Consider the following 20,108-nt stretch of genomic DNA (forward strand, 5'->3'; position numbering starts at 1 on the left):
GTGTCAACCGAAATCGCCGATAACAACCAAATTTTGTAGGGTTTACCAGCAAATACGATGGGCTTGCCCGGTGCTCAGGCACCCATAGCCCAAGAATGAACCACCCCAATCCTCCACAATCTAAATATCGCACTTCTGGTCGCTATTCGCACTTTTTTGTTGACATAGGCAGGCGCCCCGCCTGTAAAGTCGCACTAGGGAAGAGGGCGGATCGAATTCCGATTTAACTCCGCGCACAGAATTATGAGAGGACACTCCGTGACTTTAAAGAACCTTGCCGGCTCCGTCGGTTTCGCTGCCTTGATCGCCGCCACCAGCGGCATGGCACACGCCGATTCGTTTGAGATCCAATTGTCCGATACAGCCGTGACCGAGGCGCATGATGGTCGCGTCCTTCTCATCATCACGCCTGACGGAGAAAAGGAGCCGCGGTTCCAGGTAAAGCAGTCCTATGACGCGCCACAGATTTTCGGTGTCAATGTAAACAGCCTTCAACCCGGCGGGGCTGTCGAGATCGGCACGGGCGTCCTCGGTTTTCCAGCCGAAGACATGAAGGGTGTCCCGGCCGGTGATTACTACGTGCAGGCCGTTCTGCACAAATATGACACGTTCAACCTCTCAAACGGAAAAACCGTGAAGCTTCCGGCAGCGCGCGGCGCCGGCCAGAACTGGAGACTTGAACCCGACAATGTGATCAGCAAGCCAAGAAAGGTCAGCTTTGACCCTGAAGGAAGCGATACCATTTCGATTTCATTGAACGAGGTGTTGCCAGAAATCGAAGAACCTCAGGACACGAAATATATTCGTCACTTCAAGATTCGCAGCGACAAGCTGTCAGACTTTTGGGGAACTGATGTCTTCATCCGCGGTCATGTGCTTGTGCCGGAGGGGTTCGATGACCATCCGGAAGCCGAATACCCGCTCATCATTTTCCACGGCCACTTCCCGGCTGATTTCGGAGGCTTCCGCACATCCCCACCGGACCCGGACCTGGAATGCGAGTACAGCGAACGCTTTGATGAGCCTTGCTACAATCGTATCGAACAGCAGGAGGCCTACGATTTCTACAAGAAATGGACATCCGACGACTTCCCACGCATGCTGATTGTGGAAATCGACCATTCCAATCCGTACTATGATGACAGCTACGCGGTGAACTCCGCGAACATCGGCCCCTATGGGGATGCCATCACCTATGAATTCGTGCCAGCTCTGGAAGAGAAATTTCGCGGTCTTGGTGAAGGCTGGTCACGCTTCGTCTACGGTGGGTCGACAGGCGGGTGGGAAGCCCTGGCTGTTCAGGTCAAGTATCCAGACGAGTATAATGGCGCCTTTGCAGCCTGCCCGGACCCGATCGATTTCCGCCAATTCATGTTGACGGACATATATGAAGAGGAGAATGCCTACTACAATTTCGGACCGTTCGGAAAAGTGGCGAAGCCGGGCAAACGCAACTATCTCGGTCAAGTCCCGTACACGGTGGAAATGGAGAATCGCTGGGAACTTGTTCTGGGTGACAAAACCCGATCCGGCGCCCAATGGGATGTCTGGGAGGCCGTGTATTCCCCCAATGGGGACGATGGATACCCACAGCGCATCTGGGACAAACGCACAGGCGAGATCAATCACGACGTCGCAGAGTATTGGCGCGAGAACTATGACCTCCGATACATATTGGAGCGTGACTGGGCAGAGATTGGCCCGAAACTGCAAGGCAAGATCCATATCTATACCGGCGACATGGACAATTTTTACCTCAACAATGCCGTCTATCTGATGGAAGACTTCCTCAACAAAACCGATCCGCCCTATCAGGGCGAGGTGACATATGGCGACCGCGACGAGCATTGCTGGAACGGCGATCCAGACCTTCCAAACGCGGTCTCACGTCTGCGCTACAATTGGATGTATGTGCCGAAAATCCTCAAACGGATTGAAGATTCGGCGCCAGACGGCGCGGATCTCGAAAGCTGGCGCTACTAGACGCGCTGCTCCTTGCGACACCTTCCGGACGCCATGTCAGCGGGCCGGGAGGTGATCTGCCCCAGAACAGACCGATACGAGGACATCATGAAACTCATCACCAGACTTGCTGCTGCAGCTTGTATGTCAACGATTGCATGGGGCATGGCCGCGCCTGTTGTGCGCGCTGACACGGCTGAGGTCGAAATCGAAAGCTCCGACTTCACGTTCGCCCGGAGCCTATTGGAAGACATTCTAAAACTTCGTACCGTCAAGGGTTTCGCACAAACCAAACCACAAGCGGAGCTTCTTGCCGACCGTCTGCGCGCAGGCGGGTTCCGTGACGAAGACATCGACATCCCAACGCTGCAGATCGATGGCGAGACCGTCGCCAGCCTGGTCGTGCGCTACAAGGGCCCCGCCGGATCAACCAAGCGCCCCATCGCGCTGATTGCACATATGGATGTGGTCGATGCCTCCGCAGATTTGTGGCAAACCGCCCCCTACGTCCCGGTCGAAAAGGATGGCTATATCTATGCCCGCGGCTCGGTCGACAACAAGGCGGGGGTCGCGCTTCTGGTCACGACATTCATCCGCCTGAAGCGGGAGGGCTTCCAGCCTGACCGGGACCTCGTCATTGCCTTTTCCGGTGACGAAGAAACCGGAATGAATACGACGCGACTTTTGACGACCCATCCTTGGGTGGAGAATGCTGAGTACGCATTGAATTCTGACGCGGGAGTCGGATCCGTAGACGCAAATGGCAACAATCCAGCCTTCTCCATCCAGTCTGCCGAGAAGACCTATGCAACGTTTCACATCACGGCTGCAAACAAGGGAGGGCACAGCTCTGCGCCACGCGCAGACAACGCCCTGTTCGATATTGCAGATGCGATTACCCGAATCCGTTCCCTAAAATTTCCTGTCGGATTCAACGACATCTCTCGGCAAATGGCTCTGGATCTCGCAGAAACCGAAGGGGGCGAATTCGGTCGTGCCCTTGAAACCCTGACACGAGATCCATCGAATGCGGAAGCCCGGGCCATTGTGGATGCGTCTTCCGTAAGCACGCATTTCATTTCAACGACTTGTGTGCCGACCATGCTGGCAGCCGGAACTGCAGAGAATGCACTCCCGCAGCAGGCCCGCCTGACCGTGAACTGCCGCATCCTGCCAGGCACGTCTGTCGCCGATGTCCAGAAGACTCTGACCGATGTGATAGACAATTCAGCCCTGTCCATTGAGGTGCTCGGCGCCCCGGTTGAAAGCCCGGTGTCACCGATAAATGAACCCCTCTTTGAATCCTTGCGTAACGCCATTGAAGTTGTCCAGCCGGGCGCGATTGTGAAGCCTTCCATGTCGTCAGGCGGAACCGATGGCCGGGAGTTCAGGTCGGCAGGCATTCCGACCTACGGTGCCGGTGCAATCACGCTCGTGCGTCCGGATGACTTCCGCGCGCACGGCATCGATGAGCGTCTTCCGATCAAATCCTATTTCGATCAGCTGATCTTCTGGGATGGTCTGCTCAAGGACCTCGCAGGAGGTCAGGGCTGATGCGAAACATAGCCTCCCCCCCGCTGAACCGCCGCAGTTTCCTTGTTGCGACGGGCGGCACCGCGCTGATGGCATCAACCGCGGCGCAGTCAGCGTGTGCTCACACCGAGCCCAGCCCCGATCCCATCAAACGCGCGGACCCGATCAGCCCGACCGAACGCGCATCGAGATTGGCCCGCCTTCAACAATTGATGCGTGAGCAAGGCATTGGGGCCACCCTCATCGAAGCAGGCGCGTCGCTGTTCTATTTCACCGGGGTGAATTGGTGGCGAAGCGAACGACTGACTGCGGCCCTGATTCCGGCAGAGGGCGAGATTTGTATTGTGACGCCCGAATTTGAAGAACCCTCGATCCGCGAAATGCTTGTGGTCCCGGGAGACGTTCGGATCTGGAACGAACACCAGGATCCCCACAAGCTCGTTGCAGGCTGGATTCAGGAACAGAAACTCGGGGATCGCCCGGTCGCGATCGAAGAGACCGTCCGGTATTTCGCCGTAGACGGACTTCAGAGCGCACTTCCCTCGCTCAACCTCGTATCCGCTGCTACCCTGGTCAGCGCCTGCCGCATGATCAAGACGGCTCCGGAACTGGCCTTGCTGCAAGAGGCAGCGGATATCGTCGATACGTCCTATCGCAGCATTGCCGGCAAGATCGAAGCTGGAATGGATGGTCAGGACATCTTCATGATCATGAGCGCGGCGATCACAGAACATGGCGGCACCGCCCCGTCAGGCGGCGTCCAGATCAATGAAGGATCGGCCTTGCCTCACGGATCGAAGTTTCGGGAAACCGTGAAACCCGGTTCGGTCGTTCTCATGGATTGCGGCTGCAGGGTCGACGGCTACTACGCGGATATATCTCGGACCTTCGTTTACGGCGAACCGACGAAAAAGCACCGGGACGTGTACAGACAGGTTCGCATGGGACAGGAGGCGGCCATGATGGCTGCGCAGATCGGCACCCCCGCCGGCGCCGTGGACGATGCTGTGCGCGCGCTATATGAAAGCCTTGGCTACGGCCCCGGCTATGCGACCCCCGGCCTGCCACACAGAACCGGACACGGCATCGGCCTCGACATCCATGAGCCGATCAACCTTGTTCATGGTGAACAGACACCACTCGCTGCGGGCATGTGCTTCTCCAATGAACCCGGTCTCTACATACCGGGCTCATTTGGCGTCCGCATCGAAGACTGCTTCTATATGAGCCAGCACGGCCCAGTCTATTTCACCCAACCCCCGAACACTCTCGACGCCCCTTTCGGCTGATCCCTTGAAGGAGATTCACAATGCGCAATTTGATCTACGGACTGTCTGCCCTCGCCCTTTTGTCAGGTGGCACAGCGGCGGCCGACGAGCCCACCCAGGGTGAAGTCAGTCTTTCCCCAGCAACTCCGGAAATCCTGTCCCTTCGCGAACGTGCCAAGCTGCACGATGAATGGCTTGGCGAACGCCTCGACACGGTCGTTCCAGAACTCATGCGTGAAAACGGAATAGATATGTGGGTGCTCGTGGCCCGAGAATATCTTGAAGATCCCGTTGTTGATACGATGCTCAACGCAACGAGCCTGCACGCGCGCCGCCGGACCATCCTTGTTTTCAATGATCCGGGCGAAGGTCAGGACATCGAACGACTGACAGTCAGCCGTTACGGCCTTGGCGGCTTCTTCGAACCAGCCTGGGTACCGGAAGACGGCGATGACCAATGGGAACGCTTCGCGGAAATTGTCGCCGAGCGCGACCCTAAGAATATTGCGATAAATGTGTCGTCGGTGTCTGCCTTTGCTGACGGCCTTACCAGCAGCCAGTATACGGATCTCTATAACGCGCTCGATCCGGTGTATCAGGCACGTCTTGTCTCAGGCTTCGATCTGGCAATCGGCTGGCTCGAAACGCGTATTCCGGCCGAAATGGAATATTATGACGACATTGTGCGCACGGCTCACAGCATCATTGGCGAAGCCTTCTCCAACAAGGTGATCACGCCCGGCATTACGACAACTGACGACGTCGTTTGGTGGACTCGACAGAAGACGGCAGATCTCGGCATCGACTCCTGGTTTCACAATTCTGTCCATATATTCCGTGAAGGCGAAGATGAGGAATTGATGGGCGATGCGATCATTCAGGAAGGAGACCTTCTCTGGATTGATCTTGGCATCGTTTACATGGGCCTGAGCACTGACACGCAACATCTGGCCTATGTCCTGAAAGAGGGCGAGACCGATGCCCCGGAAGGGCTGAAAGCCGGTCTTCGCGCGAGCAATGACGTGCAGGATGCGCTTACATCATCCTTTGTGACCGGGCTTTCCGGGAACGAGATTCTGAAAAATGCCCGAGAGAAGGCAATCGCCCAAGGCCTTGAGCCCAGCATCTACACTCACCCCCTCGGCAATCACGGCCATGGAGCTGGTCCTTCAATCGGATTCTGGGACAATCAAGGTCCCACAGAGAAAGGTGAGTATCGCCTGCGCCCGAACACGGCCTGGTCAATCGAATTGTATGCCAAGACCGCTGTCCCTGAATGGGGTGGCCAGGAAATTACCTTCCGGACGGAAGAAGATGCATTCTTTGACGGCGCGACCGTTCGCTACATTGATGGGCGCCAAACACGGCTTCACCTCATCGGCAGCGCCACCGACTGATTCCTCCCTTCATCCCGCTCACCGGATGAACCTCCGGCCGGGCTCGCAACCTGGTCCCCTTCAGGATTGCACATGCCCGGCCGGTAATTTCTGCAAGCTACCCCCCACTTTGAGGGAGTATTCTGTTCAGCGAAGTGCTGAGCAGAAACTGCACGCTTGTGCCATTGGGCATCATTGTGTCATCTAACGCATTCAACACGTTGGATACTGCAATTGAACATGCCAGATCTCACAGCTGATAGCGGGATAGTTCGGCGCAAACGGCTGACAATCCGACAAGTAAACTACAGTCGCCTTCCTCTCGCTGGAAGGATGATACGCTGAACATGGCAGATTGCCAGTTTCCAAGGGAAACAGAGCTGCCCCGGAACGGGTTGAGCGCCCAAGCTGACGCAACGTCACACAATGAACCGCCCCTCAGGCGCAAACTGAACAGCGCCCCTCGACCGGCTCAGGTTTGGCGCGCCTGGTGGACTGTCGGCCTTCTGTCCAGCCTTTACATTGTTTCCTATATCGACCGGATCATTCCAAGTTTGCTCGTGGGGCCATTGAAAGCCGCTTTTAACGTCGGCGATGCGCACATCGGCTTGCTGTTCGGGGCGGCGTTTGCCGTCTTCTATGGCTTTCTCGGCCTGCCGGCGGCGAGATTGGCGGACCGGGGCAATCGAAAGAAATTGATCTTGGCCGGTGTGGCATTCTGGAGCCTCTGCACGATAGGGTCCGGTCTCGCAGGCACGTTCATTGCGCTCGTGTTGCTCCGCATGGGCGTTGCGATCGGGGAAGCTGTCCTGTCACCGGCGGCCTATTCGATGATTGGCAGCATGTTCACACCGGAGCGCAGGTTTTTGCCGTCGGCCATCTACGCGGCATCTGGAAATGTGGGAACCTATGGCGCCTATATCGCCGGAGCGAGCGTACTCGGATGGGCGGCCTCGGATGGGTCGGTTTTCTTCGACCGTTTCAGCGTGTGGCAGGTGGTATTCTTTTGCGTTGGCGTACCGGGACTCTTGATCGGCATCCTATTTTTCGCAACCACATTTGAGCCTGTACGTGACGGAGACGAGACCACTGAGGCGTCAGGCCTGTCGCAGGTTACCCGCTTTTTCTTCCAGCATACCCATCTTTTTGGCGGCCTGTTCCTGGGAGCCAGCCTCATTACGATTGTCATTTTCGCCTTCGGCGCCTGGGTCCCGGAATACCTGCATCGCTCCCAAGGCTGGTCCGTCGAGCAGGCGGGACTGTCCTATGGAATTACCGGTCTGTGCTGCAGCGTAATTGGGACGCTGGCCTTCTCGAGCCTGGCTGAGAGCCTCACCCGAAACGGCATCCGCGATGGCTTGGTCCTTGTCGCAAGTGCTGGCGCGGCGCTTGGCTGTGCTGCGGCTGGCCTTGCCGCGATCCAGACAAACGGGATTGGCGCACTGATCTGTCTTGGTGTCATGGTGTTTTGTTTGACGGGTTGCAGTAATCTAATCGTCATCTCCAATCAATTCACCGTTCCAGCCAGATTTCGCGCGACAGCGATTGCCATCATGTTCATGTGCACAATCCTCATCGGTCTCGGATTGGGCCCGCCCCTCGTGGCTTGGTTGTCGTCGATATCGGCCAATCCCACCGATTTGGGGCCGGCTCTGGCAATCATCTCGTTCGCCGTGCTCGTTCCCGCGACTGCCCTCATCTGTTTCACACGCAAGCATTATACGACGCAGCTCGAACGCGGTGTTGTTGACTAAACAACCATGTGCACGCGACGGGAAGGCCTCGGACCGGGTGGATCTGTCGGATGCTTCGGGCTCGCACAGAAAAGCGCGTCAGCCTGGTCTCAAATCAGCCTTGCGGATTTTGGCAGCGCTGCGGTTCCGGCATCAGCACGCCGGCCTGTCCGGCCCGGCTTCTTGATCGTTGCGTGCCCTCAATCTGGAGAGCCAGGCTGTTCCAGAGGGCGGCGTCGGCTTCTGCCAAACTGTTGCGGCGCATCATGGCCAGCTCGAGAGACTGGGTGCGCAAGGCGATCTGGATCAGGCCGCGTGTGTCGACGTCTTTGAAGCGAGCCGGAACCCGCCTGACATAGTGCCACCAACCGCCGCGATCCATTAGAAATCGTGATCCAAGTGAGAAATGCTTCATCGCCGTTTGTAGTGCAAAAATTTTGCATTTTGTGGTGCACGATCGGCGGAAAGGCGTGGAAGACCCGCAGATTCTCCAAGACTTTCAATGATTTCAAGGGATTTGGCAGTCGCCATCTGAAGAGAAATGGCGCGAGTGACGGGGCTCGAACCCGCGACCTCCGGCGTGACAGGCCGGCACTCTAACCAGCTGAGCTACACCCGCGCATTTCCTTGCCGCAATCCGGCGAGCCGCTTCTCTATTAGACCCCGGATGGCCGGTCAAGCGGGGAACTTCACGCGAATTTGTACTTTTCTGTATAAAGGTGTCATTCCCCGGCCATATTCCCATGAAACCCTGCCGCTCCACTATTGAGGCTCCCCCATGAAACGCGTTCTTGTCATCCTCTCCGGCGTCATACTTCTGCTGATAATTGCTGCATTTTCAGTGCCTTTCTTCATTCCGAAGTCTGTCTACAAGAAGCAGATCGAGACCGCCGCCACCAATGCGCTGCAGCGGGAAGTGATTCTGGCGGGCGATGTGAACATTTCTGTGTTTCCAAGAATCGCTGCGTCGGTGTCCGAAGTTACAGTGGCGAATCCCGATGGCTTTGCGACTCCATACATGATTGAGGCGGGCGAATTGCGCGGATCCGTCAAATGGATGCCCCTGCTGTCCAGACGCGTGGATGTTCAGGAAATCGCATTCGTAGACGCAAACGTATTCCTCCAGCGAAAAGCGGATGGCAGCACGAATTGGGAACTCGCCTCCAGCGACACCCCTTCTGAGACCACTGAAAATTCCGGGGGCAGCTTCGATGCAGGTATTGCGTCGGCGGTCCTGCAGAACGCGTCCCTGACATACCAGGATGACGAGTCGGGCAAAACGTATGAGCTGACAGACTTTGATCTTCAGGCTTCGCTTCGCGGCATGGACCAGCCCTTGTCCGCAGAGGCAAGCGGGCTGTTCCAGAATCAGGTGTTCGACCTGTCACTTCGACTGGAAACACCGGAAGCGCTGACCAGTAATCTGCCCGCGACAATGGAGTTCAAACTCTCGTCCAATCTGGGCGACATCCGCTATGACGGAAACGTACAATTGGGCGACGCGCCGAGCGTTGATGGGGCATTCAATATCGCCTCATCCGATGTGGCGGCGCTGGCTCGCCAGTTCGATCTGGAGCTGCCTGCACAAGATGCACTTGGACGGGTCCAGATTTCAGGTCAGGCCAATGGCCCACTTGATGCCTTGGTATTCACAGGGCTGGACCTGTCGCATTCTAGTGAATTGCTGAGTGCATCATATGCTGGTGACGTGTCCCTCGCCGGAGATGGCTCAATCAGTGGCAATCTATCGGTTTCAAGCAAGGAGCTGAGAGGCTTGCTCGCAGCCGCTGACACTGAATTGGCGCCGGGCGACACACTTCAGTCCTTTGCCGTATCGGGCGCGGCCGCGGGCAGTTTCAAATCCATCATGGTCAACAATCTGTCTCTCTCGCTTGATGAGCTGAGCGGCACTGGAAAGGCTGGCATAGACCTTTCGGCAGCAACACCTCGCATCATCGGGGATCTGGACATGCCAACGCTCGACCTGACGCCCTTCATGGGAGAGCCGGAACAGGATGCATCAACGACGTCCAAGGGCATTCAACCATGGAGCGACGAGCCACTTGACCTGTCTGGCCTCAAATCAGTGAATGCCGATCTGGACCTGAAGGTTGGCACATTGACGGTCGGCGACATCACGCTCACCGACGCAGTCATGGAGGTGGATCTCTCAAATGGCCTCCTCACTGCAGACCTCTCTCAATTCAAGGCGTTCAACGGCAACTGGCTTGGCAAGCTTACAGTGGATGCACGCCCCACCGCTCCCAAGGTGAATTTCGACATGCAGGGCGAGAACGTCGCCGTGTCCAATCTGCTCGGTACATTGGCAGGCTTCGACAGTCTGACAGGAACCGGACAGTTCAAGGTCTCTGCGCAGTCTACCGGTGGCTCGATCGATGAGATCATGAACGCGCTGGATGGTCAGGTATCGACCAATCTCTCCGAAGGCGTGATCAAGGGGCTGAACGTGGCTGCCCTGGTACGCAGCGCGTCGACGCTGAAAGAGGCGGTGGCAACCGGATCAGTGCAGAACCTCAATTTCAGCGAAGCCTTGTCAGAGAATGCGGAGACGGATTTTTCCAGCTTTGACACGGTCCTCACCATCAATGACGGGGTGGCCAATGTTGATCTCATGAAGCTGTTGAACCCGGTGTTGGGAATCGATGGAAGTGGACAAATCAATCTGGCCGGTCAGTCAATGGATTTGCGGCTTGCCACCAGCGTGGACAAGGCTGCTCAGGGGCAAGGAAGCGTTGTCCAGCTGAATGGAATTCCCGTGCCGGTGCGCATATCCGGCGCTTGGGACAATCCCAAAATTACCCCTGACCTCAGCGGAGTCACCAATGCCCTGAAGGCGGAGCTTGGATCACGTGTGTTGCAGGAACTTGGCCTGACTGAAGCGGGAGGTTCAGGGGGCACAGAGTCTGTAATTAACGGGCTGTTGGGTGTTGGAGGCGCGCAAGGTGACACGGATTCATCCGATGAAGACGCGCCGACTTCCGCGGAGGACGCTGCGCTTCAGGCACTTGGCGGATTGCTCAGCAATCGCAACAAGAAGAAAACTGACGACTAATTCAGAATGTCTGAACAATGATGAAACCGAAGCGCGCCACTCCGCCAGTGGTGCGCCTCAACACATTCCAAATGACTTCATCAGACTCGCTGCACGCGCCTGTATCTGCTTCCGGTCGTCGTCACTCAGTCGGTCAACATTCTTGAGGACAAGACCCATGCGCGGATTAGTCTGCAACACGTCCTGGTTTCCGATCAGGAAATTCCAGTACAATGCGTTGAACGGGCAAGCGTCGTCTTCTACCCGCCCCTTGTGATTATACCGGCAGTTGCCGCAATAATCCGACATCTTGTTGATATAATTCGCGCTGGCTGCGTAGGGCTTGGAGGCAATCACGCCGCCATCGGCGAATATTGCCATGCCATGCGTATTGGGCAGCTCTACCCATTCATAGGCGTCAGCATAAACGCGCATGTACCAGTTGTTGACCTGATCGGGGTGGATACCTGTCAGCAGCGCAAAATTCCCCGTAACCATCAGGCGCTGAATATGGTGCGCATACGCATGTTCGATGGTTTGCTGGATTGCGTCGGACATACAGGCCATATCGGTTTCGCCAGTCCAGTAGAACTCCGGCATATCATTCTGTGCGTTCAGGAAATTGCTGTTCTTGTATTCCGGCCCCTTGTACCAATACAGCCCCCGCACATATTCGCGCCATCCCAGGATCTGACGAACAAACCCTTCTACAGCGTTCAAAGGCGCGCGCCCTTCCCGCCATGCGGCTTCGGCGCGCTTGCAAAGATCCAGCGGGTCCAGTAGCCCCACATTGAGATACAGCGACAGGATCGAATGCCACATCCACGGCTCCTCCTGTGCCATCGCGTCCTGATAGTCCCCAAACCCCGGAAGAATATCTGAAATGAACGCATCTCGCGCAGCCTCGGCCTGCTTTTGTGTGACCCCATAGTTAAAAGGTCTGAGGCGTCCAAAGTTATCCGGAAACTGATCTTCAACCAGATTCATCACCTCCTGCGTGATGTCATCCGGCTCGCAAAACCACCGTTGCGGTGTCTGCTTGGAGTTCGGCAACCGCTTGCGATTTTCCTGATCGTAATTCCACTCTCCACCAGCAGGTTCATCGCCATCCATGAGAAGACCGGTTTTACGGCGCATCTCGCGATAGAAATATTCCATACGGAGCTGCTTTCTATCCGCAGCCCAATCAGAGAAATCGTCCAATGTCGCGATGAAGCGCGTATCGTCACGCAGCTCCACTTCAACGTCGAAGAGATCTGGCCAATCTTCCATATCGGCCAGCAGGCGCCATTCACCCGGCTTGGTGACGATCAGCTTCTCCACATCAGACAGGTCTTCGAGCGCTCGTGAAACTTCCGCTCGCAAAGCCCCCTGATTGTTCTTGTCCGTCAGGTGCACGTAACGAACCGAGAAGCCTTTCTTCTCGAGTTCACGGGCAAAATGGCGCATCGCAGAAAATACGAAGGCGAGCTTTTTCTTGTGGTGCCCGACATATGTCGCCTCCTCCATAACCTCCGCCATCAGAACAATGTCTGATTCAGGGTTCGCATCTTTCAGGGATGACATGCTGAGCGACAATTGATCGCCCAGAACCAGTATCAGGGACGGCATTTGTAATCTGTGTCAGTACGGCTTTGTAAGCACGTATTCGATGTCCTGACCGCGCGCCTCGAACGCAAGCTTCAGCCAGCGCCCCGCCTCATCATACCACAGCGTCACGTCAATATCGGAGGCCAGCAAGTACCGCGTGGCCTCCACTTCCTCGCCAGCGGCAACGATCAATTCCTTGCCTTGTTCGGACACGGACACATCAAGGATTTCACCATCCTCGGTCGACAAGAGCTCGGTAGCCTGCGTGGCTGCAAAATTCCAGTGACTGGACGGAATGATCGATGTCGCTACCCGGCCTTCAAACTGGGTTCCATCGACGTTCAGTTCATTGCCGGCCCGCGTCGCTGTTACCTGGCCTTCCTTGCCGTCATCATTGACCTCGCCGTTCAGCGAGACAAGTTGACCATCCTGCCAGACCTCGGTGGCGTCCAATTCGTACTTGAACACCGTGATAGGCCCCAGCCCAGCTTTCAGCAGCACATCCGTCCTGGCTGTCAGTCGACCGTTTGAGTCCTCACCAAACGTCACCGAGTGCGAGCCGAACGGTTTGCCTTTGCGGAGCACATCAAATTCGATGACATCACCCGGCTCCGGTGTCCACACACCCCCCGAATTCTTGGCGGCGGCAGGTGAGGCGATCATTGCGGTAGAGGCAAACAGGACTGCGAGTGTGCGTTTCATTGGAAGATTCTCCAGAAATTGTTCGGCCGATGGGCCACGAAGCAGACACAGGCTTCCTCACCGACCGCGGACGGCTTATGCCGCATGCCGGGCTGACCAAGCACGAGATCACCGCGTGAATAGGTCCCATGTCCATCAGAGAAACGCCCGGACAGCACGACGGTTGCTTCCAAATCGCCATGACCATGCATTGGCGCCGATTGTCCCGGGTCCAGCTTCATGAATTTGGTTCCCGGTGCCCCGGCGGATGCGTATTGCACGCCTGACAGGCCGCGCCGCCATTTGAGAGACTCCATGGGCTGCGCCAGCAATCCTGCTGCAGACAAGCCTGACTTTCGCGACTGTACCCGTTTGTGAGCGTATACAGTCCCGCCCGTTTCGGCGATATCAGAAGACTCCAGCAGGACGCCCCCGATCATCGACCAGATATCCGCCGTTTCGGCGCCATCCGGGTTGAGTGCGACGTGCAGATCCGCTGCCAGCGCAAAGGACTCCGGATGGTTCCCAGCAGCGTGGTCCATCATGAAGGCGATATACGTGTCGTTCCGGGTCAAGCGAGGTGTCCTTATATAATAAGTGTCTGTCGCTATCGTTACGCACTGCGACGCTCCTCGGATCACCTTGCATCTGCAGGATTTCCAGCGGTTGTGAAAACGGCCTTTGCGCACTAGCTTCGATGGCACAACAGAACGACCAGAATCGGACCCCTCCTGATGCAGTTTCATCGCTCGGTGATCGACCTTATCGGCAACACCCCCCTGCTCCGTCTCAACCAGGTATCAGACGAAACCGGCTGTGAAATTCTCGGCAAGTGCGAGTTCCTGAATCCCGGTCAATCCGTGAAAGATCGCCCTGCGCTGGGGATCGTGCGTGATGCAGAGGCGTCAGGAGAGCTGAAGCCCGGTGGCACCATCGTCGAAGGCACAGCGGGGAATACCGGCATCGGGCTCGCGCTTGTGGGCGCGGCGCTTGGCTATCGCGTCGTCATTGTCATGCCGCGCACGCAGAGCCAAGAGAAGAAAGACGCCATCCGCCTGCTCGGCGCAGAATTGATCGAAGTTGACGCGGTCCCCTACAAAAACCCCAATAATTACCAGCACTTCTCCCGCCGCCTCGCGGAAGACCTCTCCAAGTCAGAGCCGAACGGCGCAATCTGGGCCAACCAATTCGACAATGTCTCGAACCGGAAGGCCCACTACGATACGACCGGCCAGGAAATCTGGACCCAAACCGACGGAAAGCTGGATGCGTTCATCTGTGCTGTTGGCTCCGGAGGTACGCTTGGCGGTGTCTCTCTGGCCCTCAAGGAAAAAAGCAAGGACATCCAGATTGGCATCGCAGACCCCGGCGGCGCCGCATTGTACGAATACTACAAGAATGGCGAGCTGAGGTCTGAAGGCACGTCCATCACCGAAGGTATCGGTCAGGGACGGATAACGGCGAACCTTGAGGGCATTGAAGTTGACCGCGCCTACCGCTGCACCGATGAGGAAGCGCTGAATATCCTGTTCGATCTGGTTCGCAATGAAGGCCTCTGCCTTGGAGGTTCCGCCGGGATCAACGTGGCCGGCGCGGTTCAGATGGCAAAGGACCTTGGACCGGGCCACACCATTGTCACCATGCTCTGCGACTATGGCAATCGCTACCAGTCTAAGCTCTACAATCCGGAGTTCCTGAAATTGAAGGACCTTCCTGTGCCCGACTGGATGGAGGCCTGATTCATGGAACACGAAGATCCGCTCGTCACCGCCGAATGGCTGAAAGAGAACATCACCGCCCCTGATGTCAGAGTGGTCGATGCCACCTGGTTTCCACCTTTCCTCAACATGGAGAAAACCGGGCGCCAGGCCTGGAGCGAAGGCCACATTCCAGGCTCGGTCTATTTCGACATTGACGCGATCAAGGCTGGGGGCACTGACCTGCCGCACATGCTGCCCGACCCGGTGATGTTCTCATCACGCGTCCGCAAACTCGGTATTGGCGACGGCAACCGCATCATTGTGTACGACCAGTTCAAGTTCTTCGCGTCGGCACGCGTCTGGTGGATGTTGCGCGTGATGGGCCAAAAGGATGTGAAGGTCCTCGATGGCGGATTGCAGGCATGGATTGACGCGGGTGGCGAACTCGAAGACCTGCCGCCCGTACCTGTCGAACGCCACTTCACGGCACGTGTGCGCTCCGACTTGGTGAAGGATGCAAACCAGGTTCTCGCAGCCTCAGAGGCCGGGTCTCACACCATCATTGATTCAAGATCACCAGAGCGCTTTTCCGGTGACGCACCGGAGCCACGCGAGGACCTCCCTTCAGGACACATTCCGGGCAGCATCTGCCAGCCATCTGGAGAATTGAGAACACCCGACGACAGGCTGAAATCAGCGGACGAGCTTCGGACATTGTTCGCAGATCCGACGGCACCAACGATCGCGACGTGCGGATCCGGCGTATCCGCTGCTGTCACCGCCCTCGCCCTCGCGCGCCTCGGCAATTGGGACGTCGCCGTTTATGACGGGTCATGGACGGAATGGGCCTCTGACAGCTCTCGCCCAATCGCAAAAGGCGCCGCATGACAAAAGACACCGCGACCCGCTTGATCCATACGTGCGGCCGCCGAATGGACCAGAAGACCGTCAATCCACCGGTTGAGCGTGCTTCGACAGTCCTGTTCGATACATCTTCTGATCTCTATGGCGCAAAGCCCGGCTATGGACGTATGGGCCTGTCTGTCCACCGCGAGCTCGAAGCCGCGCTATGCGTTCTCGAAAATGCCAGTCACGCAAAGCTGACATCAAATGGATTGCAGGCATGCGCCCTCGCCATCGGCAGTCAGGTGAAGGCTGGCGACCATGTCTTGTTCACGGACTCCGCCTACGGACCAACTGCGCGGTATCTCGAACGCAGGCTGCAGAATATGGGGATAAGCGCGACTCGTTTCCCCCCAAGATGCGGCGCCAACATTGCTGAATACATCCAGCCGAATACGCGCGTCATCTATCTGGAATCTCCAGGCTCCCTGACATTCGAAATCAGCGACACGCCAGCGATTGTCGAGATTGCAAAAAAGCACAATATCCGGACCATTCTGGACAATACGTGGGGTGCCGGGCTGCTACACAGGCCGCTGGATCTTGGCGTCGACCTTTCCGTTCAGGCGCTGACAAAATATGTGGTCGGGCATGCAGATGTATTCGGCGGCGCCGTCATGAGCCGCGACAAGCGTATCGCGCAGGATGTTCTCGATTGCGCAGACGATTGGGGCATCAGCCTTGCCCCGGACGACGCCTATACCGCGCTTCGTGGCTTGCGCAGTTTGAAAACCCGTCTTGATGCCCACGAAGCGGCTGGGCTCAAACTGGCTCATTGGCTGTCTCAACGGAATGAAGTTTCGCAAGTGCTACATCCGGCCCTCGAAGACCATCCGGATCACGCTCTTTGGAAACGGGACTATTCAGGTTCCAACGGCCTTTTCTCATTCGTTCTGAAGGCCACAGGACCAAATGCGCTCAAGCGCTTCTTTGACAGTCTGGAACTCTTCTCCATGGGCTTTTCCTGGGGCGGCTTTGAAAGCCTGATCATCCCTTGCGATCCGCAGCTCAACCGGTCTGCGGATCACTGGATCCACGACAAGGCCGGCCCTTTGTTACGCATCCATGTCGGCCTGGAATCACCGGACGATCTGATTGCCGACCTCGACGCCGGGTTTACTGCGATGCAGGGAGACTAGGGTGCAATTGGGGGCACGGAAAATTGGGTTGCTACTCGGTCCAGCCCTCGCCGGTCTGATGTGGCTGGCCGGTGCACCGGAGGGCTTGAGCGATGCGGCGTGGGGCACAGGCGCCCTCATGGTGTGGATGGCCGTCTGGTGGGCAACCGAGGCTATTCCGATCCCCGCAACATCCCTGCTTCCACTCGTCGTATTGCCTTTGGTCGGTGCAGGGTCTCCAGCCCAGACAGGCAGCGACTACGCGAACCATATCGTTATCCTGCTACTCGGCGGCTTCATCGTCGCTCTGGGTATTGAGCGATGGGGGCTCCACAAGCGGATTGCCCTGAATGTGATCGCGCGGGTCGGCGCGTCTCCGGGGGCGATTGTGTTCGGCTTCATGTTGGCCACTGCCGTATTGTCGATGTGGATATCGAACACGGCATCAACGCTCATGATGGTGCCCATTGCCATTTCAGCCAGCGCGGTGCTGGGCAACATATCGCGACATTTCACGACAGCCCTGATGCTGGGGATTTGCTACGCTGCTTCCATTGGCGGTGTGGCGACACCAATTGGCACGCCGACAAACCTGATCGCGATCAGTTGGCTACAGACCGAGGCGGGCGCGCATATCGGGTTCGCGCAATGGATGGCCTTCGGACTACCCGCCATGGCGCTGTTGCTGCCAGTCGCCTGGTGGAACGTGACACGCGGCATGCCGGCACGTTCAGACAACGCAGATGCCGTCCAGGCGCATGTAAGGACACAGCTCAGCGAACTCGGCGGCATGACGAAGCAGGAAATGCGCGTCGCGATTGTGTTCGGCATAACGGCGACACTCTGGTTGCTGAGGCTTCCGATACAGATCTTCCTCGAATCTGCGGGCATCGACCTGTTGGCGAATTTTGGCGGCGCGGAAGTAGACATGATGATCGCAATCTTTAGCGGTGTGCTCATGTTCCTGGTCCCGGCAGGCGGCGAGGAAGATCGCGGCCTGCTCGACTGGAAAGAAGCGGAGCAAATTCCCTGGGGCGTACTGCTGCTGTTTGGTGGCGGCATTGCGATGGGCAAAGCGATTTCACGAACTGGTCTCTCGGAGTGGATTGGCGAAAATTTGCGCATATTGGACGTGCTGCCGCCGCTCGTTTTCATCGTAATCGTCGTTGCCCTCGTAATCTTCCTGACCGAGGTGACGTCGAACGTGGCAACGATGACGACGCTCGCGCCCGTGCTCGGATCTCTCGCGGTCGCGCTAGGGACCGCGCCCGAAAGCTTGCTCGCGCCAGCCGCAGTCGCCGCCTCATGCGCCTTCATGCTGCCCGTTGCCACGGCTCCGAATGCGATCATCTACGGGTCTGGGCATGTCACGATACAGCAAATGATCCGCAAGGGATTTTACATCAATCTCGCGGGCATCGTGATCATCGCCGCTGTCGGGTACTGGATTGCACCGCTCGTATTGTAGCGAAGCCCGATGCCTGCCAGCACCGGGCTTCTTTTTGAGCCGACAAGTTCGCGTCCCGCGATCCCAGCTTGTCCGACACAAGACATAGCCAGCACAGCTGAACGCGACCTGAACTTTTTGGTCGGTTAGGCTTCAGGTGGCTCGCTGACCTGCACCATCAGCTTGCCCAAATTCTTGCCTTCAAACAGGCGCGACAGACTGCCGGGAGCATTCTCCAACCCGTGGACGATGTCCGTTTCGAACTTGATCTTTCCCTCCATCAGCCATTGAGCCATCTGCTGAATGCCCTCGGGGAAGCGTGGGAAATAGTCGATCACGATGAAGCCCTTCAACAAGGTGCGCCGCATAAGCAAATTCGAAAAGCTGTACGGTCCGGGCACCGGTTCGGTCGCGTTGTAAGTGCTGATCAGGCCGCACAGAGGCATACGCGAGAAATCGTTCAGCCGGGCAATTACCTGATCCATGATCTTGCCGCCGACATTCTCGAAATTGATGTCGATGCCATCCGGGCAATGCGCGTCCAGCGCCGCACCGACATCTTCCCGTTTGTAATTGATCGCTGCATCAAAGCCGGCCGTCTCGGTCAGCCATTTGCATTTCTCATCGCTGCCCGCGATGCCCACGACCCGGCAGCCCTGGATCTTGGCAATCTGACCGACCATCGAGCCGACGGCACCCGCAGCGGCGGACACCACAACCGTTTCACCTGCCTTCGGTTTGGCAATATCCATAAGGCCAAAATAGGCCGTCATGCCCGTTGCGCCGAGCGGCCCCATATAAGCCGTCAGCGGCACGCCCGGCAGGCGCGGCAGCGCATTCAGGGCCTCGCCCGGCAAGTTCGAATATAGCGACCAGGTGGCAAGTCCCGTGTTCACAATGTCTCCGGGTTTGAGCCCGTCAAACTTGCTTTCCACCACTTCCGCAAGGCCACCGCCTCGCATGGCATCGCCAATACCCACAGGTGGCAGATAGCCATCAACATCACTCATCCAGATGCGGTTGGTGGGGTCCAGCGACAGGTAAATCAACCGCGTGCGCACCTCCCCGTCTTTCAGGGGCTCGAGCGGTGCCTCAACCAATTCGAGATCACCTTCTTTGAGATCGCCCACCGGACGCTGACGCAGAATCCAGCTTTTGTTCAATTCGGCCATTCATTCCTCCCATGCTTTGAAGTGGAGGCTAGGCCAAAACTGCGCTAGCGCAAGACGCCCCGCCGCGTCATCCGCCACGCATAGAACAATAGCAAGGCGGCTATCAGGATGATTATGGCTGCAAATGCAGGGTTTGACGCGCCTTCGGGTACGTCTTTCAAAGACAGGCTGTAGATCATTGATATCGTGGCCCCGGCCAGCGAGACAGCAAATGCCCAAACCGCGTACCGGCTGCGCATCAGCAGAAGTATCGACCCAATCAGAGCGCCCCAGACTCCAAGCGCCCAGATGACGTATTGCCAGGCTGGGAAGGAATAGAAAAAAGCTTGCTGTTCTTCGGTATAGTTCGACATATAAGGCGCCCAGCGTGTCACCGTTGCGGTGAAATCAAACGCGCCAAAACCATTCCATATGGTGGCCAGCACTCCCACCAACCAAAGGTGCCAGGGCGTACCGACTGATTGCGTTTTCGGTGTCTCGTTCATGTTTCCCTCCCAGGATTATGGAGAGAGTTTACGCTGCGTAGCCCCATTGGGCAATTCCGCGCCCATGCGCCTGCAATCCTGCGCGCTC

The 20,108-nt window shown here is 57.1% G+C and carries 16 protein-coding genes and 1 tRNA gene; 10 read left to right on the plus strand and 7 right to left on the minus strand.

Annotated elements, in window-relative coordinates; translation table 11 throughout:
* Positions 1 to 321: 321 nt before the first annotated feature.
* From HF931_RS14550 to HF931_RS14570, 5 genes are all read left to right on the plus strand, one after another.
* Positions 322 to 1,983, plus strand: a complete 1,662-nt coding sequence (locus HF931_RS14550; protein WP_420537745.1) for an alpha/beta hydrolase-fold protein — start codon at positions 322 to 324, stop codon at positions 1,981 to 1,983.
* An 87-nt stretch (positions 1,984 to 2,070) separates the two neighbouring features.
* Positions 2,071 to 3,516 (plus strand): M20/M25/M40 family metallo-hydrolase, encoded by a 1,446-nt coding sequence (locus HF931_RS14555; protein WP_273240679.1) that lies wholly within the window; start codon positions 2,071 to 2,073, stop codon positions 3,514 to 3,516.
* Positions 3,516 to 4,784, plus strand: coding sequence for a M24 family metallopeptidase (locus HF931_RS14560; RefSeq protein ID WP_273240680.1), 1,269 nt, complete (start codon positions 3,516 to 3,518; stop codon positions 4,782 to 4,784). Before HF931_RS14555 ends, HF931_RS14560 begins: the two co-directional genes overlap by 1 nt.
* A 20-nt stretch (positions 4,785 to 4,804) precedes the next feature.
* Complete coding sequence (locus HF931_RS14565; RefSeq protein ID WP_273240681.1) at positions 4,805 to 6,160, plus strand: M24 family metallopeptidase; 1,356 nt, start codon at positions 4,805 to 4,807, stop codon at positions 6,158 to 6,160.
* 326 nt (positions 6,161 to 6,486) lie between these two features.
* Positions 6,487 to 7,893, plus strand: coding sequence for an MFS transporter (locus HF931_RS14570; RefSeq protein ID WP_273240683.1), 1,407 nt, complete (start codon positions 6,487 to 6,489; stop codon positions 7,891 to 7,893).
* Between the two features lie 94 nt (positions 7,894 to 7,987).
* Here the strand turns inward: HF931_RS14570 and HF931_RS14575 are convergent, their stop codons facing one another.
* Both HF931_RS14575 and HF931_RS14580 read right to left on the minus strand, forming a co-directional pair.
* Complete coding sequence (locus tag HF931_RS14575; protein WP_273240684.1) at positions 7,988 to 8,254, minus strand: DUF6538 domain-containing protein; 267 nt, start codon at positions 8,252 to 8,254, stop codon at positions 7,988 to 7,990.
* A 160-nt stretch (positions 8,255 to 8,414) separates the two neighbouring features.
* A tRNA-Asp gene (locus tag HF931_RS14580) sits at positions 8,415 to 8,491 on the minus strand.
* A 159-nt stretch (positions 8,492 to 8,650) separates the two neighbouring features.
* Here HF931_RS14580 and HF931_RS14585 point away from each other — a divergent pair.
* Positions 8,651 to 10,945 carry an AsmA family protein gene (locus HF931_RS14585; RefSeq protein WP_273240686.1) on the plus strand — a complete coding sequence of 765 codons (2,295 nt, stop codon included), beginning with the start codon at positions 8,651 to 8,653 and terminating at the stop codon, positions 10,943 to 10,945.
* 57 nt (positions 10,946 to 11,002) lie between these two features.
* Here HF931_RS14585 and HF931_RS14590 read toward each other — a convergent pair whose 3' ends face one another.
* From HF931_RS14590 to HF931_RS14600, 3 genes are read right to left on the minus strand one after another with little or no spacing between them, the layout of a single operon-like run.
* Positions 11,003 to 12,535 (minus strand): cryptochrome/photolyase family protein, encoded by a 1,533-nt coding sequence (locus tag HF931_RS14590; RefSeq protein ID WP_273240688.1) that lies wholly within the window; start codon positions 12,533 to 12,535, stop codon positions 11,003 to 11,005.
* 12 nt (positions 12,536 to 12,547) lie between these two features.
* Entirely contained in the window at positions 12,548 to 13,216 is a 669-nt protein-coding gene (locus HF931_RS14595; RefSeq protein WP_273240690.1) for a DUF6134 family protein, read from the minus strand.
* The gene (locus tag HF931_RS14600) at positions 13,213 to 13,770 is read right to left on the minus strand and encodes a cupin domain-containing protein (protein WP_273013319.1); all 558 of its coding nucleotides are present in this window, start codon (positions 13,768 to 13,770) and stop codon (positions 13,213 to 13,215) included. The genes HF931_RS14595 and HF931_RS14600 overlap by 4 nt, the downstream gene beginning before the upstream one ends.
* Before the next feature lie 159 nt (positions 13,771 to 13,929).
* Between HF931_RS14600 and HF931_RS14605 the strand changes: the two genes are divergently transcribed.
* The 4 genes from HF931_RS14605 to HF931_RS14620 are packed head-to-tail and all read left to right on the plus strand — an operon-like array spanning position 13,930 to position 18,384.
* Positions 13,930 to 14,934 carry a cysteine synthase A gene (locus HF931_RS14605; RefSeq protein WP_273240692.1) on the plus strand — a complete coding sequence of 335 codons (1,005 nt, stop codon included), beginning with the start codon at positions 13,930 to 13,932 and terminating at the stop codon, positions 14,932 to 14,934.
* A gap of 3 nt (positions 14,935 to 14,937) precedes the next feature.
* Positions 14,938 to 15,783 (plus strand): sulfurtransferase, encoded by an 846-nt coding sequence (locus tag HF931_RS14610; protein WP_273240694.1) that lies wholly within the window; start codon positions 14,938 to 14,940, stop codon positions 15,781 to 15,783.
* Complete coding sequence (gene metC / locus HF931_RS14615) at positions 15,780 to 16,937, plus strand: cystathionine beta-lyase (RefSeq protein ID WP_273240696.1); 1,158 nt, start codon at positions 15,780 to 15,782, stop codon at positions 16,935 to 16,937. Before HF931_RS14610 ends, metC begins: the two co-directional genes overlap by 4 nt.
* A 28-nt stretch (positions 16,938 to 16,965) precedes the next feature.
* Positions 16,966 to 18,384: an SLC13 family permease gene (locus HF931_RS14620; RefSeq protein ID WP_273240698.1), complete on the plus strand. Its 1,419-nt coding sequence runs from the start codon at positions 16,966 to 16,968 to the stop codon at positions 18,382 to 18,384.
* A 125-nt stretch (positions 18,385 to 18,509) separates the two neighbouring features.
* Here the strand turns inward: HF931_RS14620 and HF931_RS14625 are convergent, their stop codons facing one another.
* Together HF931_RS14625 and HF931_RS14630 are read right to left on the minus strand one after the other, a co-directional pair.
* Positions 18,510 to 19,535, minus strand: a complete 1,026-nt coding sequence (locus tag HF931_RS14625) for an NADP-dependent oxidoreductase (RefSeq protein WP_273240699.1) — start codon at positions 19,533 to 19,535, stop codon at positions 18,510 to 18,512.
* 44 nt (positions 19,536 to 19,579) lie between these two features.
* Positions 19,580 to 20,020: a hypothetical protein gene (locus tag HF931_RS14630; RefSeq protein ID WP_035549511.1), complete on the minus strand. Its 441-nt coding sequence runs from the start codon at positions 20,018 to 20,020 to the stop codon at positions 19,580 to 19,582.
* Positions 20,021 to 20,108 lie beyond the last annotated feature (88 nt).

This window comes from Hyphomonas atlantica corrig., assembly GCF_017795365.1.
Lineage (GTDB): Bacteria > Pseudomonadota > Alphaproteobacteria > Caulobacterales > Hyphomonadaceae > Hyphomonas > Hyphomonas atlantica.